Annotated in this window: 13 protein-coding genes, 1 tRNA gene and 2 pseudogenes; 12 read left to right on the top strand and 4 right to left on the bottom strand. The window is 72.7% G+C overall.

Translation table 11 applies throughout. The annotated features are described in order from the left end of the window. Positions 1–118 precede the first annotated feature (118 nt). From chpG to SAM23877_RS12855, 6 genes are all read left to right on the top strand, one after another. Complete coding sequence (gene chpG, locus SAM23877_RS12880; RefSeq protein WP_053131086.1) at positions 119–358, top strand: chaplin ChpG; 240 nt, start codon at positions 119–121, stop codon at positions 356–358. 301 nt (positions 359–659) lie between these two features. Continuing rightward, complete coding sequence (locus tag SAM23877_RS12875; protein WP_053131083.1) at positions 660–1,418, top strand: hypothetical protein; 759 nt, start codon at positions 660–662, stop codon at positions 1,416–1,418. A 220-nt stretch (positions 1,419–1,638) separates the two neighbouring features. Continuing rightward, a complete protein-coding gene (locus tag SAM23877_RS12870) occupies positions 1,639–1,920 on the top strand; it encodes a hypothetical protein (protein WP_053131080.1) in 282 nt (93 codons plus the stop codon). Between the two features lie 65 nt (positions 1,921–1,985). Further along, a complete protein-coding gene (locus SAM23877_RS12865; RefSeq protein WP_053131070.1) occupies positions 1,986–2,501 on the top strand; it encodes a hypothetical protein in 516 nt (171 codons plus the stop codon). 130 nt (positions 2,502–2,631) lie between these two features. Beyond that, on the top strand, positions 2,632–3,159 hold the full coding sequence (locus tag SAM23877_RS12860) for a tyrosinase family oxidase copper chaperone (RefSeq protein WP_053131067.1): 528 nt from the start codon (positions 2,632–2,634) through the stop codon (positions 3,157–3,159). Then, positions 3,143–4,009, top strand: coding sequence for a tyrosinase family protein (locus SAM23877_RS12855; protein ID WP_053131064.1), 867 nt, complete (start codon positions 3,143–3,145; stop codon positions 4,007–4,009). The genes SAM23877_RS12860 and SAM23877_RS12855 overlap by 17 nt, the downstream gene beginning before the upstream one ends. An 89-nt stretch (positions 4,010–4,098) precedes the next feature. Here the strand turns inward: SAM23877_RS12855 and SAM23877_RS12850 are convergent, their stop codons facing one another. Then, positions 4,099–4,407, bottom strand: a complete 309-nt coding sequence (locus SAM23877_RS12850; RefSeq protein WP_053131061.1) for a chaplin — start codon at positions 4,405–4,407, stop codon at positions 4,099–4,101. 235 nt (positions 4,408–4,642) lie between these two features. Between SAM23877_RS12850 and SAM23877_RS12845 the strand changes: the two are divergent. Then, positions 4,643–4,999, top strand: a pseudogene (locus tag SAM23877_RS12845) (DUF2087 domain-containing protein); the annotation flags it as partial. Here the strand turns inward: SAM23877_RS12845 and SAM23877_RS12840 are convergent. Together SAM23877_RS12840 and SAM23877_RS12835 are read right to left on the bottom strand one after the other, a co-directional pair. Continuing rightward, positions 4,957–5,975 (bottom strand): annotated as a pseudogene (locus SAM23877_RS12840) (D-2-hydroxyacid dehydrogenase family protein). The pseudogenes SAM23877_RS12845 and SAM23877_RS12840 sit on opposite strands and share 43 nt — an antisense overlap. A gap of 30 nt (positions 5,976–6,005) precedes the next feature. Beyond that, positions 6,006–6,081: transfer RNA gene (locus SAM23877_RS12835), tRNA-Arg, on the bottom strand. A gap of 330 nt (positions 6,082–6,411) precedes the next feature. Here SAM23877_RS12835 and SAM23877_RS12830 point away from each other — a divergent pair. The 4 genes from SAM23877_RS12830 to SAM23877_RS12815 all read left to right on the top strand — a co-directional run bounded on the left by SAM23877_RS12830 (position 6,412) and on the right by SAM23877_RS12815 (position 13,175). Continuing rightward, positions 6,412–8,019 carry a dynamin family protein gene (locus SAM23877_RS12830; RefSeq protein ID WP_053131048.1) on the top strand — a complete coding sequence of 536 codons (1,608 nt, stop codon included), beginning with the start codon at positions 6,412–6,414 and terminating at the stop codon, positions 8,017–8,019. Positions 8,020–8,430: 411 nt separating this feature from the next. Next, a complete protein-coding gene (locus SAM23877_RS12825; protein ID WP_244902934.1) occupies positions 8,431–10,665 on the top strand; it encodes a GTPase in 2,235 nt (744 codons plus the stop codon). 375 nt (positions 10,666–11,040) lie between these two features. Next, positions 11,041–11,508 carry a single-stranded DNA-binding protein gene (locus tag SAM23877_RS12820; RefSeq protein WP_053142405.1) on the top strand — a complete coding sequence of 156 codons (468 nt, stop codon included), beginning with the start codon at positions 11,041–11,043 and terminating at the stop codon, positions 11,506–11,508. A gap of 263 nt (positions 11,509–11,771) precedes the next feature. After that, entirely contained in the window at positions 11,772–13,175 is a 1,404-nt protein-coding gene (locus tag SAM23877_RS12815; RefSeq protein ID WP_053131037.1) for a Cys-Gln thioester bond-forming surface protein, read from the top strand. Between the two features lie 66 nt (positions 13,176–13,241). Here SAM23877_RS12815 and SAM23877_RS12810 read toward each other — a convergent pair whose 3' ends face one another. Beyond that, a complete protein-coding gene (locus SAM23877_RS12810; RefSeq protein WP_235614551.1) occupies positions 13,242–13,553 on the bottom strand; it encodes a hypothetical protein in 312 nt (103 codons plus the stop codon). Positions 13,554–13,860: 307 nt separating this feature from the next. On the opposite strand from SAM23877_RS12810, the gene ettA reads away from it, so the two are divergent. Next, positions 13,861–15,525 (top strand): energy-dependent translational throttle protein EttA, encoded by a 1,665-nt coding sequence (gene ettA, locus SAM23877_RS12805; RefSeq protein ID WP_053131031.1) that lies wholly within the window; start codon positions 13,861–13,863, stop codon positions 15,523–15,525.

The raw sequence follows: 15,525 nt of genomic DNA, 5'->3' as shown, positions 1-15,525 counted from the left end.
AACGCCGGGCCCCGGTGACATCACTCTTTCGGCGGCACAACTCACGTGCGTGCCACGCGTTGACACTGCGCCGGGCACCCGCCCGGATGTTTGTGTCAACCCCAAGGAGCACCTCTCCATGTCGCGTATCGCGAAGGGCCTGGCCCTGACCTCCGTCGCCGCCGCCGCGGTGGCGGGCACCGCCGGTGTCGCCGCCGCCGACGCCGGCGCGCAGGCCGCCGCCGCCCACTCCCCGGGCGTGCTGTCGGGCAACGTTCTGCAGGTCCCGGTCCACATCCCGGTCAACGTCTGCGGCAACACCATCGACGTCATCGGCCTGCTGAACCCGGCGTTCGGCAACGAGTGCGAGAACGACTGACCGTCGGCTCGAACCCTCTGCACCGGCCGTCCGTACCGCGGTTCCTCCGCGAGCGGGCGGCCGGTTCGCGTTGCCGCACGGGTGGCCCGGTTCGCCTTGCCGCACGGACGGCGGTGTGCCGCCCCCGAATGGGGGGTGCGGGCGTCGACACGGCCTCGGGGCCTTGACACGGCGTCTCACCAGGTAGGACGCCGGCCCCGGGAACCGCGGGCGAGTGCGCGGCGTGGTCGATCGGTTGCAGAGCGCCACGGGCGATTCCACGGTGGGCACAAGATCCGACGCCCCACCGAAAGGAACCCCCATGCGTCTGCCCGCACGGCGAATCGCCACCACCGCCCTCACCGCCGGCCTCCTGATCGGTCTCTCCGGGCCGGCGGTGATGGCGGCCGATGGCGACTCGGTCCGGGAACGCACCCACGCGGCGTCCCGCGCACCCCTCCCCGACGTGGAGGAACTGCAGGACCAGGTCGGCAGCCTGGCCGGCCTGGGCGGCGTGCTCACGCCGGTCACCGATCTGCTCAGCGCCGTCCTCAAGGCCGACGACGGCCGGCTCTCCGCCACGGACGCGGACCAGCTCTCCGCCGCCGTGAAGGACGCCCTCGCCAAGGCCGACGCGGCGGACGCGGACGCCGACGACACGGCCACCACACCGGGCACGACGACGCCCGGTACCGCCACGCCCGGCACGAGCACCCCGGCCCAGCCGCCGGCCGTGACCGCGCCGGAGGCCGAGACGCCGGTCACGCTGCCGGCGCCCGTGGTGGCGCAGGACAGCGACGGGACCGCGGCGGCGGACGCCCTGGCCGCCGACGCGCACGCCGCTCTCCAGAAGCAGATCGACGCCCTGGTCCAGGCCGCCACCTCCGGTACCGCCGAGCAGGTGACCCCGGCCGTCCAGGAAGTGGTGAACGGCGTCGTCAACGTCGTCGCCGCCACCCTGGTGGGCAGCGGCCTGCCCGCCGCAGACCTGGCCGGGCTGCCCGCCCTGCCGAGCGCCCCGGAAGCCGCCACTCCGGAAGCCGCCGCACCGGCGAACCCGCTCCCGGCCGACCCTGCCTGACGCCCCACGGCGTTCCGGGCCGTTGCGCCGTCCCTCACGGGGTGGCGCAACGGCCTTTTCCCTTTTCCGGGGCTGCCCCGGAGGCGATTCTCCGGAGATCTCATATGTCTTCCGGCCGCGGGGTTTCCGGGCCCGGCGCAGGTCGTTAGGCACGGCGTCAGCATTTCCTCCGGTGGCCCCGGGTCACCTGGTCGCCGGGTCGCCGAAGAAAGGAATCACGATGAAGTCCCTCAAGGCCGCCGCCCTCGTCGCCGGGTCCCTGGTCGCCGCCGGCTCCGCCGCGCCCGCGTTCGCCTACGACGCCGAGGCCCTCACGCCCACCAGCCTCAACGGTGCCGTGAACGCGCTCACCGCGGAACCCATCGACGTGATGCCGCTCAAGCACCAGTCGGAAGCGCTGGACACCGAGAACAAGGACTCCGTGCTGCACACCGTGAAGGGCGCGACCACCCAGCTGAACTCCAAGGGCGGTCTGCTCGGCGGTCTCCCGCTGGGCCGCTGACCCGAATTCCCCCGCCGCGTTCTTCCGCTTTCCTTCTCGCATTGATGAAAGGGACCGTGCCTGACATGAAGTCGACCACCAGACGAACCCTGGCCGCCGTCGTCACCGGTGTGGCGGCCGCCGTGGGCGTAGCGGCGGCCCCCGCCGCAGCGGCCGGCGCGATCCCCGTGCCCGTACCGCTGGGCGGTGCCGAGACGGCTCTCGGCATGGAACTGCCCGACGTGGCCGGCGAACTGCCCGTGCTGACACCGGGCGCGCCCGAGGGGCCACGGTACGTCGAGGGCCGGCTGCTGCCGGAGCGGACGCTTCCGCAGCTGCCGGTGCGCAGCGGACTGCCGGGGGTCGACCTGCGCCAGCCCCTGCCGCAGGTCCTCGGGGACGGGTTCGACCACGCCGCCGTCGAGGCCCCGGCCACCGAGCTGCGGGCCCTGGCGCCGGGTCTGTCCCTGGACGCCCCGCTCAGCGCGCCCGACGGCGGGAGCTTCGGCCTGCCGGCCGCCCAGCTGCCCCAGGCGGGCGTCCTCACCCCGGTGGTGCAGACGGTGCCCGCGGCCGACCTGGGCGTCGGCCCCGGACTGTAGGCCCGCGCGGGTCTCGTTCCCGGTCCCTCCGTCGCGGTGGCCGGTGCCCCGTGTGGCCCCGTGGGCGGTGACCGCGGGGCCCGTCGCTCGGTTACCGGTACGGATCACCGAACCGGACGAGGAGCGAGCCATGGTCGTCAATCTGGGCGGAACACCGAGCGGCACGGAGCGGGAGGCGGAGGGCCCGGCGAGAGGCCGACCGGCGCACGGCACACGGCGGCAGATGATGCGGGGGCTGCTCGCCCCGGCGCTCGCCGTGGGCCTGGCGCCCCTGGTCGTCGCCTCCCGGCCCTCCCGGGCCGCCGCCACCGGCGCGGGCGGGCAGCCCGCGCGCCCCGAGCCGCGCGCCGAGGAGCCGTCCGGCAGCGCCTCGTTCGACGAGACCTACCGCGGCCGCCGCATCCGCGGCATCCGGTCCGCCGCGGGGCGCGCCGTCGGCGCCGGTTCCTGGCACGTCACCGTGGACGGCCGGCCCCTGCATCTGATGCGCCGGGCCGACGGCAGCTGGCTCAGCATGATCGACCACTACCGCTCGTACCCCACCCCCCTCGCCGCGGCGCGCGGGGCCGTGGACGAACTCGGTCCCGGCGAGCACCTGCGCGACACCCCGGCCGCCGGCCAGGAGCACTCCGGGGGGCACCATGGCGTACACGCGTAAGGACGTCAGCACCCTCACCCGCACCGAGAAGCGACGGTTCGTCAAGGCGCTGCTGGAGATCAAACGGCGTGGTGAGTACGACGAGTTCGTGCGCACCCACATCGAGTACTACGTCTCCGACGGCGAGGACGGTCTCCGTACGGCGCACATGGCGCCGTCCTTCCTGCCCTGGCACCGCCGGTTCCTGCTGGACCTGGAGGAGGCGCTGCGCCGGGTCGACCCGTCGGTCACCGTGCCCTACTGGGACTGGACGAAGGACCGCACCACCTCCTCCGCCCCCTGGACCGCCGATCTGCTCGGCGGCACCGGGCGGCGCTCCGACCACCGGGTGACCACCGGGCCGTTCGCCCATGCCGAGGGCAACTGGACCCTCAAGGAGAACGTCACCGACACCGAGTACCTCACCCGGGACCTCGGACGGGCCGCCGATCCCCTGGGGCTGCCCACGAAGAGCGACCTGGAGTGGGCCCTCGACGACCCGGTGTACGACACCACGCCCTGGGACTCCACGTCCCGCAAGGGGTTCCGCAACAAGCTGGAGGGGTGGGGGACCGGCCGCGGCAGCGTCTCCTGGCGCAACCACAACCGTGTGCACCGCTGGGTCGGCGGGGCCATGGTCGGCGGCGCCTCCGTCAACGACCCGGTGTTCTGGCTGCACCACGCCTTCGTGGACCTCCTGTGGTCCCGCTGGCAGGCCCGGCACCGCGGGGCCCGCTACCTGCCCGCCGAACCGCCCGGCCGGGGCAGCGCACAGCACGGAAGGATCGTCGCGCGGCACGAGAAGCTGCCGCCCTGGGACGTGACGCCGGACGAGCTGGAGGACCACAGCCGGATCTACCGGTACGCCTGAGCGCGCCTGAGGACGCCGGAGGGACGGAACCGGGGGAACGGGAGGAGCCCCGGCCGATGGTGGCCGGGGCTCCTCGGTGACCGCAGGGGTCAGCTGCCGTAGCCGCTGTTCTTGCCGTCGTCGCCGTGCTTGTCGCTCTCGTCCTTCTTCTTGTCGTCGTCGCCGTTTTCGCAGGCGTTGCCGAAGGCCGGGTTCAGCAGACCGATCACGTTGATCGTGTTGCCGCAGACGTTGACCGGCACGTTCACCGGGATCTGGACGACGTTGCCGGACAGGACACCGGGCGAACCGATGGCCGCGGCCTCGGCGCCCGCGTCCGCCATGGCAAGGCCGGTGCCGCTGAGCACGACCGCACCGGCGCCGAGTACGACGCCGGCGGCCTTCGCGATGCGAGACATCACGTTCTCCTTCTGACTCGGGGAGCACGGCAGCGGGACGTGCCACCGCACGGCCGGTTCAACGCACCAGGTCGGAGAGGAGTCACGGGGGGAATGTGAGGATCACCCTTTTTGAACAGGGGGCTGCGGAAGGGGGCGCGCCGGTGCCGGCGGGCGGGAAAACCGCTCCACCCGGAGCCGGGCCGTCCACCAGCCTCCCGGCATGGTTGACGACCGATCCGAACGCCGCGATCTTTTCAGGGAACTGGCCCGCGAGGGCCGGTCCACGGCGCCGCCCGACGGCACCCCCGGGGCCGAGGACGACCGGGCCGGCCTGATCGTGCGGACCTTCGTCAAGGACGGACGGCTGGTACGCCTGCCCGCGCGCTGGACGCGCAAGAAGGTGGTGCTGCGACACATCGCCGAGCGGACCTTCGTGCCCGGCGCCGAGTACCCGGAGCGCACGGTCGACGCGAAGCTGCGCGCCTGGTGCGACGAGGGCGGCGTCGACCATGTGACGCTCCGGCGCCACCTGGTGGACCTGGGCCATCTGTGCCGGAGCGGCGGGACCTACTGGCGTCCGGCGCCATCCGGCCGGGCGGGAGCCGTCTGAGCGTCCGACGCGCGGGGCGCGGGCAGCCGCCGTACGGGGGACCCCGCGAGGTAGGCCTGGATCGCCTCGACCGCCTGGCCGTAGTACGTGGCGTAGTTGGTCTGCGAGACGTAGCCGAGGTGCGGGGTCGCCAGCAGGCGCGGGGCGGTGCGCATCGGGTGTCCGGCGGGCAGCGGCTCGGTGTCGAAGACGTCGACGCCCGCGCCGGCGATCCGCCCCTCGTGCAGCGCGGCGAGCAGGGCGTCCTGGTCGACGATCGCCGCGCGCGAGGTGTTGACCAGGTAGGCGGTCGGCTGAGCAGGGCCAGCTCGGCGGCGCCTAGCAGGCCGCGGGTGCGGTCGCCGAGCGCCAGGTGGACGGAGACGAAGTCGGCGGTGCGGAGCAGGTCCTCCTTGGAGGGGGCGAGTTCGACACCGACCTCGTCGGCGCGCTCCCGGGTGAGGTTCTGGCTCCAGCCACTCACCCGCATGCCGAAGGCGAGCCCGACCTGCGCCACCCGGCCGCCGATCTTCCCGAGGCCCAGCAGGCCGAGCCGGCGGCCGTGCAGGTCGGCTCCCACCGTCTGCTGCCAGGGGCCGCCCTCCCGCAGCGCGTTGCTCTCCTGGACGATGCCGCGGGCCAGGCCCAGCAGCAGGGTCCAGGTCAGTTCGACGGGTGGCGTCGACGAGGAGGCCGTACCGCACACGGTGACGCCGTGCGCCTCGGCGGCGGCGTAGTCGATGACGCTGTTGCGCATGCCGGAGGCGATGATCAGTTTCAGCCGGGGCAGTCGGGTGATCAGTGACCCGGGAAACGGCACGCGTTCCCGCAGGGTGACCACGATGTCGACGTCGGCGAGGGCCGCGGCGAGGGTCTCCTCGTCGGCGTGATGGGTGTCGAAGGACACGACGTCCACGTCGCCCTCGACGGGCGACCAGTCGGCGATCTCGGTCGCCACTCGCTGGAAGTCGTCGAGCACCGCGCAGCGCAGTCGCACGTCGTCCCGTCCCTCCCGCCCAACGGGCAGTGGCGCCCCCGGCAGGACTCGAACCTGCGGCCAAGCGCTTAGAAGGCGCCTGCTCTATCCACTGAGCTACGGGGGCCTGGTGTGGTGGCCTCGTTCTCGGTGCCCGGGTGTGGGCTGTTCCGTGACGTTGCCGGGGACAAGGATAGGGCTCCCGGCTCCGTGTCCCTGCTGCTCCGCCTCCGTGGCTCGATGTGGAGGTTCGGTGAAGCGGTCCTGATAATCGCAGGCAGGTGCGAATCGTGCATCGCTTTTGGCGTCTCACGCATCGGGTGTTGTGCACTCGTTATGCCTGGACTGTCCTTGCGCCCCGGTAATCCCTTCCGTCCGGAGTGTCCGATCGGCGCGCGGACATACTCATCATGCCCATATGCTTCAGAATTCCCCTAAAATTGGGCATTCTTCACATGTGGTGACCTTGGACGTACGGCCTCAGCTGCTCGACGCACTCTCCGCCCTGCGCGACCGTGTCGCGGCCGCACGCTTCCCGCTGCCCCTGGCGGGGGCTCCACGCGCGCGTGCCAACCGTGACGAACTCCTCGCACAGCTCGACGACTACCTGGTGCCCCGGTTGAAAGATCCCGAAGCGCCCCTGCTGGCCGTGGTGGGCGGCTCCACCGGCGCCGGGAAGTCCACACTGGTGAACTCCCTGGTGGGCCGGCGGGTCAGTGAGGCGGGTGTGCTGCGGCCGACCACCCGGACGCCGGTGCTCGTGTGCCATCCGGAGGACCACCACTGGTTCAGCGGCATGCGGGTGCTGCCGGACCTCACGCGCGTGTGGGTGCCCCACCGGGAACCGGACGACGACCTGCTGCTGCCGGGGGAGAGCCCCGCGCGCGTACTGCGTGTGGAGACCGCCGACAGCCTGCCGCCCGGCGTCGCCCTCCTCGACGCGCCCGACATCGACTCCCTCGTCGCCGACAACCGCGTCCTGGCGGCCGAGCTGATCTGCGCGGCCGACATCTGGGTGATGGTCACCACGGCCGCCCGCTACGCCGACGCCGTGCCCTGGCATCTGCTGCGCACCGCCAAGGAGTACGACGCCACCCTGGTCACCGTGCTCGACCGGGTGCCCCACCAGGTGGTGTCCGAGGTGTCACGGCAGTACGGGGCGCTGCTGGCCAAGGCCGGGCTCGGCGAGGTTCCCCGCTTCACCGTCCCCGAGCTGCCCGAGTCGGCCTGGGGCGGAGGGCTGCTGCCCGCCAGCGCGGTGGCCCCGCTGCGGGCCTGGCTCGTCCACCGGGCGCAGGACCTCGACGCCCGGCACAACGCCATGGCCCGTACCGCGCACGGCATCCTGGACTCGCTCAAGTCCCGGATGCCCGAACTGGCCGGTGCGGCCGCCGCACAGTACTCCGCCGCGCTGCGGCTCACCGCTGCCGTCGACGGTGCCTACGACGGCGAGCACGCGCGCGTGCGGGGGCGGTTGCAGGCGGGCGCCGTACTCGCCGGGGACGCGCTCAAACGGTGGCGTGCCTTCCCCCTCGACTGCTCCTCCGAGGAACTCCTCGACTCGCTGGTGGAGAGCCTGAGCGCCCTGCTGCTGTGTGCCGTGACCGCCGCCGACGAACGGGTCGACGCGGCATGGCGGGGCGAACCCGCGGCCACCGCCCCGGAACTCACGGGCCACGACCCCACGCCGGAGAGCGCCGAGCACCGCATCGGGATGGCGGTGCGGCGGTGGCGTCGGGAGCTGGAGGAGTACGCCGAGGAGGAGGTGCGCCGCCTCGACCGGAGTCTGGCGCCGGACCCCGGTGTGGTCACCGCCCTGGTCGCCACCGTGCTGCTCGGCGGGCGCCGGGCGCGCAGCGCGGGGGAGGGGCTCGCCGAACGCATCGGCGCCCACGGGGCGCTGCGGCTGCGGGACCGGGGCGGACGCCTGCTCGACGACTGCGTGGACCGGGTCGTGCACGTCGAGCGCGAACGCCGGCTGGCACCGCTCGACGGGATGGAGGTCCACCCCGAACCCCAGGCCGAACTCATCGCCGCGCTGTCCGTACTGCAGAAGGAGAGGTGACCGGTGACCGCCGTCACTGACCAGGACCCCACCGAGCACACCCACGACACGACGGAGGAGGCGGACCGACCGGCTCAGGCGGCCGGACCGGGCGAGGTGGACCGGCCGGGTGAAGTGGACCGGCCGGGTGAAGTGGACCGGCCGGGCAAGGTGAACCGACCGGGCGAGGCGGACCAACCGGGCAAGGCGGACCGACCGGCTCAGGCGGGTCAGCCGGCTCAGACGGGTCAGCCGGGCGAGGTTGGTCAGACGGGTCGGGCGGGTCAGCCGGTTCGGCCAGGTGGGGCAGAAGGGTCTGGCCAGGCAGAGAGGTCCGATCAGGCGGAACGGTCCGGTCGGGCGGAACGGTCCGGTCAGGCGGAACGGTCCGGTCAGGCAGGCCGAACGGGTCAGTCAGGTCGGTCGGGCCGGATGGACCGGGCGGGCGCTCCGGCCGGTGACGGCCGGGACCCCGGACGGTCCGCCGAGGACGGCCCGCGGGCGGACGCCGCCGGGGACGCAGGACGAAGGGCGCGTCCGCTCGAACGCGGGGGCGACCGCGCACGCAGCCTCCTCGCGCGCGTGAAGGACGGCGGGGAGTTCCGCCGTACGGACGGGGAGAGGGACCGTAACCGGGAAGGTGACCGCAACCGGGATCAGGACCGCAACCGAGACCGAGACCGCAACCGGGACCAGGACCGCATCCGGGCCCAGGACCGCGACCAGGACCGGGACCGGGACCGGGAGGAGCCTGCGAGGGGTGGGGACGCCCGTACGGGCAGGAGCAGGGAACGCGCAGAACGCGCAGCAGGTACGGCCGACCGGGACCGAGCGGCCGATCAGGGCCGTAGGAAGGAACGCGGGCGTGCGGAGAACCGCGAACGCGGGACAGGGGCGGCCGGCGGCGAGCGAGCCGAGGGCTCGGAGCGTGCGGCCGGCGGCTCGTCCCGTTCCGGGGACGGCGACGGTGCCTGGGGCGACGGGCTGATCGCACGGCGGGTGGACGAGAACAGCACGGCGGAGCAGTACACCGTCACGCCGAGCAGGCCCTCCGGCTCCGCCGCCGCCCTGATGCCACTGGCCTACGACGGGCAGCTCAGGTCGCGGCTCGACGCCCTGCGCGAGCTGGTGGGTCTCTCCCGTACCCGGCTGGACAGCGGGACGCTCGCGGAGGCGGGCAAGGTCCTCGACGAGGCCGCCGCGCGGCGCAGGCTCTCCGGGCAGCACACCGTCGTCGCCATCGCGGGCGCGACCGGCAGCGGCAAGTCGCAGTTGTTCAACACGCTCGCCGGGGTGCCCATCTCCGAGACGGGAGTGCGCCGGCCGACCACCGCGGCCCCCATCGCGTGCAGCTGGAGCGACGGCGCGGCCAGCCTCCTGGACCGCCTCGGCATCCCCGGCCGGCTGCGCCGCCGCCCGTTGCAGCACCCGGACGCCGAATCGCCGCTGCGCGGGCTCGTCCTGATCGACCTGCCCGACCACGACTCGGCGGCCGTGCAGCACCGCGAGCAGGTGGACCGCATCCTGACGCTCGTCGACGCGGTCATCTGGGTCGTCGACCCGGAGAAGTACGCCGACGCCATGCTCCACGAGCGCTATCTGCGGCCGATGGCGGGCCACGCCGAGGTCACCTTCGTCGTGCTCAACCAGGTCGACCGGCTGCCCGGGGAGGCCGCCGAACAGGTCCTCGACGACCTGCGGCGGCTGCTCGACGAGGACGGCATCGCGCTCGGCGAACACGGCGAGCCCGGCGCCACCGTGCTCGCCCTGTCCGCGCTCACCGGGGAGGGTATCGGCGAACTGCGGGAGGAACTCGGGCAGTTCGTCGCCGAACGGCAGGCCCCGGCGCGCCGCATCGCCGCCGACGTGGACGCCGCCGCCCGGCGCCTGCGCCCCGTGTACGTCACCGGCCGGCGGACCGGGCTCAGCGAGGAGGCCCGGGAGGAGTTCGCCGACCGGCTCGCGGACGCCGTGGGTGCCACGGCCGCGGGTGAGGCGGCCGAGCGCGCCTGGCTGCGCAACGCCAACCGCGCGTGCGGCACACCCTGGCTGCGGCTGTGGCGCTGGTACCACGACCGGCGCGAACCCACCACGGGCCGGCTCCCGTCGCGTACCCAGGCGGACGAGGAGGCCACCGCCCGTCAACGCGTGGAACAGGCGGTGCGCACCGTGTCCGACCGGGCGTCGGCCGGGCTTCCGGCGCCGTGGGCGCAGGCGATGCGCGAGGCCGCCGTCCGCGGTGCCCAGGGCCTGCCCGAGGCCCTCGACGAACTGGCGGTGCGCACGGGGATGCCCGGGCGTCCGCCGCGGCCGGGCTGGTGGCCGGTGGCCGTGCTGGCCCAGGCCTCCATGACGTTGCTGCAGGTCGTGGGAGGGCTGTGGCTGCTGGCCCAGATCATCGGCTTCGTGTCGCCGAACCTCGGTGTGCCGGTGCTGCTGATGCTGGCCGGCATCGTCGGCGGCCCCCTCATCGAGTGGAGCTGCCGCATCGCGGCCCGCGGACCCGCACGGCGCTACGGCCACGAGGCGGAACGCCTGCTGCGGGAGGCGGCCGCGGGGTGCGGCCGGGCCCGGGTACTGGATCCGCTGGCGGCGGAACTGCTGCGGTACCGGGAAGTGCGTGAGCAGTACGGGCGGGTCACCGGGGTGGGGGCCGTGGCCAGGTGAGGCTGGGCCGGTGGGGCCGGTGGGGCCGGTGGGGCCGGTGGGGCCGGTGGGGCCGGTGGGGCCGGTGGGGCCGGTGGGGCCGGTGGGGCCGGTGGGGCCGGTGGGGCCGGTGGGGCGGTTGGGTCCACGGGGGCGGATGACCCCACGATGTGACGTGCCCGTGAGAGGTGCTCACTCGCGGGAGTGACGGAGTTCTCCACAGGTCCGGAGGCGGTCCACAGCCCTCGGCGGGACCGGCCCGGACGGATGCAGTCTGGCCTCGTGGCGATCGCGACGGACGCGGTCGGCCCGGGTGCGGCGGTGTACGGGGAAAGCGACGCCGCCGCGCCGGACGCAGCCGCACGGGACGTGCCCGTGCGGAAGGGAGGACTCGCGATGAACGAGACGATGATCTGCGCCGTGGGCAACGTGGCGACGCAACCGGTGTTCCGGGACCTGCCGAACGGCGCTTCCGCACGGTTCCGGCTGGCGGTCACCGCGCGCTACTGGGACCGGGAGAAGAGCGCGTGGACGGACGGCCACACCAACTTCTTCACGGTGTGGGCCAACCGGCAACTCGCCTCCAACGCCTCGGCGTCGCTGACGGTGGGCGACCCGGTCGTCGTCCAGGGCCGGCTGAAGGTCCGCACGGACGTGCGCGAGGGGCAGAACTGGACCTCGGCGGACATCGACGCGGTGGCGATCGGCCACGACCTGGCACGCGGCACGGCCGCGTTCCGGCGCACCGGCCGGGCGGAGACGGCAGCCTCCCCACCGCAGCCGGAACCCAACTGGGAGACACCGGCCGCGGAGTCGGCCGCTCCGTCCGCCGAACAGCAGCCGGAACCCGCCGCGGTGGCATGATGCCGGGCTTCCACCGGAACTGACCGAAGCGCGGCCTATCGGCGAGTACATCCCAGGCAAAGCCGGGTGGATTTGTCGATAAGCCCTGCTCGCAGGCCCTGTCGGGGATAACGATTCCGATTCGGATCATCGTGTGGGCGAACATCCCCGGCAGGCGCGGTGCGTTACGTCCTTAGGATGCCGAACGAGCCCTGTGGGGCTGCTGATTCTGCTGGTGGGACCGTGCCCCCCACGTCAACGGGTCCTGCTCGAAGGGGAATTTGGTGTTTTCTTCGTTCACCGCACTGTCTCTGCCCGGGCGAGGGGCGGCGCGTCTCGCCGCCGCGGCGCTGGTGTCCGCGCTCGCCGCGGCAGGAGTGGCGACCGGCGCCGCTCCGGCCGCCGCCCAGGAGGCGGGACAGGGACAGGGCGGGGCGACGGCCACCATAGGCGGCCTCAAGACCTACGGCGCCGCGGTCATCCACGGGGACGACGGCGACCAGGAGGTGTCGGCCGGCCTCTTCGAGATGTCCGTCGAGGGCGGCGGCATGCTGCAGACGTACTGCGTCGACATCCAGAACCCGACGCAGAAGGACGCCAAGTACCACGAGACGCCCTGGAGCGGCACGTCCCTGGGCACCAACAAGGACGCCGGCCGCATCCGCTGGATCCTGCAGAACTCCTACCCCCAGGTCAACGACCTCGCCGCACTGGCGAAGAAGGCCGGCGTCCGCGGCGGGCTCACCGAACAGGACGCGGCGGCCGGGACCCAGGTGGCCATCTGGCGCCACTCGGACCACACGGATGTCGAGGCCGTCGACCCCCAGGCCGAGCGGCTCGCCGACTACCTGGAGAAGAACGCCCGCGGACTCACGGAGCCCACGGCGTCCCTCACCCTGGACCCGCCCGCGGTCTCGGGCCGGCCCGGTGAACGGCTCGGCCCGGTGACGGTGCGCACCAACGCGGGCGGCGCGACGGTCACCCCACCGGTGGGCGCAACGGCGGACGGGGTGCGGATCGTCGACAAGAAGGGCGAGCCCGTCACCTCCGTCACCGACGGCGCCCAGATCTTCTTCGACGTGCCGAAGGACGCGGCGGCCGGCACCGCCGAGCTGACGGTCCAGGCCTCCACCACCGTGCCGGTCGGCCGCGCCTTCGCCTCGGAGAGCCGCAGCCAGACCCAGATCCTGGCCGGCTCCAGCGAGTCGACGGTCGCCGCGACGGCGACCGCCACCTGGGCCGACCAGGGCGCGATACCCGCCCTGTCGGCGAGGAAGAACTGCGCCGAGGGCGCCCTGGACCTCACCGCGGTCAACGAGGGCGACGAGCCCTTCACCTTCGAGCTGCTGGACACCGAGTACACGATCGCGCCCGGCGAGTCCCGGACGGTGACCGTCCCGCTCCCGGAGGACAGGGCGTACGACTTCACCATCCGCGGCCCGGCCGGCTTCGAACAGCGCTTCAACAGCGTCCTCGACTGCCGCACCCAGAGCGCCGCACTGGCCGACGCCACCCACACCCTCGGCCAGCCGGCCCCCACGACCGTCATCACCCCCACCCCGAACCCCAACCTCGCCGAGACCGGCAGCTCCGAACTGACACCCCTGATCGGCGGCCTGGCTCTGGTCCTGCTCATCGCCGGTGGCGCGACCCTGATGGCCATCCGCCGAAAGGACGCCTCCCGGTAGTACGGAGCCGTCAAGGCTCCGGCCGTGGCGTGGGCGTCGAGGCCGACGAAGCGCGACCGCGACGCGTCACCCGCCGGCGGCGGAGAACAGCAATGCCGCTCCCCCCAGGACGACGCCTTGCAGGACGCCAGGAATGCGCCACCCCAGGGCGAGAAGACCACCACCCGTGACGACGGCCCCGCCCCCCAGGAGCCACGACGCCTGGGACGCCACCCGGGACGCACTCGACGGGCCGGCGCCGTCGCTCTCGTAACTGTCGGCCCACCCCGCCATCCCATAGCCGTACACCGTCCAGACGATGACCACGAGGTCGATGACGACCAGCGCCACGCCCACCCCGATCTGCCGCCCGGTCGACGGCTGACTCACCCGTCCCATGCCCACCGCTACCCCGCCCCGTCGTCAGATGAGGGGTCCCCTCGGTGCCCGCGGCCAGCATGCCGTCGCGACGGACACGGAACATGAGTACGGGTACTCAACCGCCCCGCTCCCACGGAGCACCGCCCCGGATCAACCGGTCCCGCCACCCCGACACCGCCCGCCGACGAGGAACGCCGACCCGTCACCGCCGACGAAGCCCCAGGTCAGCGCCCCCGCGCGGAACGCGTTTCCTCCCAGGGGTGGCGGTGCGGCAAGATGGGGTGTATCTGCCCACTGCCTGATTCAAGCTGCCGGACGGTTTCTCTTGGCTGAGTTCATTTACACCATGCGCAAGGCGCGCAAAGCGCACGGCGACAAGGTGATCCTCGACGACGTCACCCTGAACTTCCTGCCCGGCGCGAAGATCGGTGTGGTCGGGCCGAACGGTGCCGGTAAGTCGACCGTGCTGAAGATCATGGCGGGGCTGGAGCAGCCGTCGAACGGTGACGCGTTCCTGTCGCCGGGCTACACGGTCGGCATCCTGCTGCAGGAGCCCCCGCTCAACGAGGAGAAGACCGTCCTGGAGAACGTCCAGGAGGGTGTCGCCGAGGTCAAGGGCAAGCTCGACCGGTTCAACGAGATCGCCGAGCAGATGGCGACCGACTACTCGGACGCGCTGCTGGAGGAGATGGGCAAGCTCCAGGAGGAGCTGGACCACGCGAACGCCTGGGACCTCGACGCCCAGCTGGAGCAGGCCATGGACGCGCTCGGGTGCCCGCCCGGCGACTGGCCCGTGGTGAACCTCTCCGGTGGTGAGAAGCGCCGGGTCGCGCTCTGCAAGCTGCTGCTCGAGGCGCCCGACCTGCTGCTGCTCGACGAGCCCACCAACCACCTCGACGCCGAGTCGGTGAACTGGTTGGAGCAGCACCTCGCCAAGTACGAGGGCACCGTCGTGGCCGTGACCCACGACCGGTACTTCCTCGACAACGTCGCCGGGTGGATCTGCGAGGTCGACCGCGGTCGGCTGCACGGCTACGAGGGCAACTACTCCAAGTACCTGGAGACCAAGGCCACCCGCCTCAAGGTCGAGGGTGCGAAGGACGCCAAGCGGCAGAAGCGCCTCAAGGACGAGCTGGACTGGGTGCGCTCCAACGCCAAGGGGCGGCAGGCCAAGTCCAAGGCGCGTCTGGCCCGCTACGAGGAGATGGCCGCCGAGGCCGACAAGATGCGGAAGCTGGACTTCGAGGAGATCCAGATCCCGCCGGGCCCGCGGCTCGGCAACGTCGTCGTCGAGATCAACAACCTCACCAAGGCCTTCGGCGACAAGGTCCTGATCGACGACCTCTCCTTCACCCTGCCCCGCAACGGCATCGTCGGTGTCATCGGCCCCAACGGCGCCGGCAAGACCACACTCTTCAAGATGATCCAGGGCTTCGAGGAGCCGGACTCCGGTTCCATCAAGGTCGGCGACACCGTCAAGATCTCCTACGTCGACCAGAGCCGCGAGAACATCGACCCGAAGAAGACGCTGTGGGCCGTCGTCTCCGACGAGCTGGACTACATCAACGTCGGCCAGGTCGAGATGCCGAGCCGCGCCTACGTGTCCGCGTTCGGCTTCAAGGGGCCGGACCAGCAGAAGCCGGCCGGGGTCCTCTCCGGCGGTGAGCGCAACCGCCTCAACCTGGCGCTCACCCTCAAGCAGGGCGGCAACCTGCTCCTGCTCGACGAGCCGACCAACGACCTCGACGTCGAGACCCTCAGCAGCCTGGAGAACGCGCTGCTGGAGTTCCCCGGCTGCGCCGTGGTCGTCTCCCACGACCGGTGGTTCCTGGACCGCGTCGCCACCCACATCCTCGCCTACGAGGGCGAGTCCAAGTGGTTCTGGTTCGAGGGCAACTTCGAGTCGTACGAGAAGAACAAGATCGAGCGGCTCGGTGCCGACGCCGCGCGTCCGCACCGCGCCACCTACAAGAAGCTGACCCGGGGCTGA

The organism is Streptomyces ambofaciens ATCC 23877 (assembly GCF_001267885.1).
Taxonomy (GTDB): Bacteria; Actinomycetota; Actinomycetes; order Streptomycetales; family Streptomycetaceae; genus Streptomyces; species Streptomyces ambofaciens.
Note: the sequence above shows the minus strand (reverse complement) of the source record. Positions and strands in the feature narration are given on the sequence as shown.

Excerpts from the sequence above, each read along its gene's own strand:
- chpG (WP_053131086.1), top strand. The coding sequence starts at position 119 with ATGTCGCGTATCGCGAAGGGCCTGGCCCTGACCTCCGTCGCCGCCGCC.
- SAM23877_RS12875 (WP_053131083.1), top strand. The coding sequence starts at position 660 with ATGCGTCTGCCCGCACGGCGAATCGCCACCACCGCCCTCACCGCCGGC.
- SAM23877_RS12870 (WP_053131080.1), top strand. The coding sequence starts at position 1,639 with ATGAAGTCCCTCAAGGCCGCCGCCCTCGTCGCCGGGTCCCTGGTCGCC.
- SAM23877_RS12865 (WP_053131070.1), top strand. The coding sequence starts at position 1,986 with ATGAAGTCGACCACCAGACGAACCCTGGCCGCCGTCGTCACCGGTGTG.
- SAM23877_RS12860 (WP_053131067.1), top strand. The coding sequence starts at position 2,632 with ATGGTCGTCAATCTGGGCGGAACACCGAGCGGCACGGAGCGGGAGGCG.
- SAM23877_RS12855 (WP_053131064.1), top strand. The coding sequence starts at position 3,143 with ATGGCGTACACGCGTAAGGACGTCAGCACCCTCACCCGCACCGAGAAG.
- SAM23877_RS12850 (WP_053131061.1), bottom strand. The coding sequence starts at position 4,407 with ATGTCTCGCATCGCGAAGGCCGCCGGCGTCGTACTCGGCGCCGGTGCG.
- SAM23877_RS12825 (WP_244902934.1), top strand. The coding sequence starts at position 8,431 with ATGGACCGGGCGGGCGCTCCGGCCGGTGACGGCCGGGACCCCGGACGG.
- SAM23877_RS12820 (WP_053142405.1), top strand. The coding sequence starts at position 11,041 with ATGAACGAGACGATGATCTGCGCCGTGGGCAACGTGGCGACGCAACCG.
- SAM23877_RS12810 (WP_235614551.1), bottom strand. The coding sequence starts at position 13,553 with ATGGGACGGGTGAGTCAGCCGTCGACCGGGCGGCAGATCGGGGTGGGC.